This window comes from Dellaglioa algida, assembly GCF_030127605.1.
Lineage (GTDB): Bacteria > Bacillota > Bacilli > Lactobacillales > Lactobacillaceae > Dellaglioa > Dellaglioa algida.
Map to the genome: position 1 here is coordinate 1 of NZ_JANXLE010000016.1, position 434 is coordinate 434.

Sequence of the window (434 nt, forward strand, 5' to 3'; positions counted from 1 at the left end):
TATTCCGGCATAGCTCAGTTGGTAGAGCGCTTGACTGTTAATCAAGATGTCGCAGGTTCGAGTCCTACTGCCGGAGTCCTATTTTTGTAATGTGGAGAGTTGTCCGAGTTGGTCTAAGGAGCATGATTGGAAATCATGTAAACGAGGTTTCTCGTTTCAAGGGTTCGAATCCCTTATTCTCCGTTGCAAATTGACCCGTTGGTCAAGTGGTTAAGACACCGCCCTTTCACGGCGGTAACATGGGTTCAAATCCCGTACGGGTCATATAAGTATATTGTTAGAAAGCATGTTGGAGGTTTAGCTCAGTTGGGAGAGCGTCTGCCTTACAAGCAGAGGGTCACAGGTTCAAGCCCTGTAACCTCCATATGAAGGTCCTATGGTATAGGGGTTATTACGTCCGCCTGTCACGCGGAAGATCACCGGTTCAAATCCGG

Annotated in this window: 4 tRNA genes; all 4 read left to right on the plus strand. The window is 47.9% G+C overall.

The features are described 5' to 3' along the window. Nucleotides 1-3 precede the first annotated feature (3 nt). The 4 genes from N0K73_RS08220 (at nucleotide 4) to N0K73_RS08235 (ending at nucleotide 364) form a co-directional block, all read left to right on the plus strand. Nucleotides 4-76 (plus strand) — tRNA-Asn (locus N0K73_RS08220). Nucleotides 77-93: 17 nt separating this feature from the next. Then, nucleotides 94-183, plus strand: a tRNA-Ser gene (locus tag N0K73_RS08225). A 9-nt stretch (nucleotides 184-192) separates the two neighbouring features. Further along, nucleotides 193-264 (plus strand) — tRNA-Glu (locus N0K73_RS08230). A gap of 27 nt (nucleotides 265-291) precedes the next feature. Next, nucleotides 292-364: transfer RNA gene (locus N0K73_RS08235), tRNA-Val, on the plus strand. Nucleotides 365-434 lie beyond the last annotated feature (70 nt).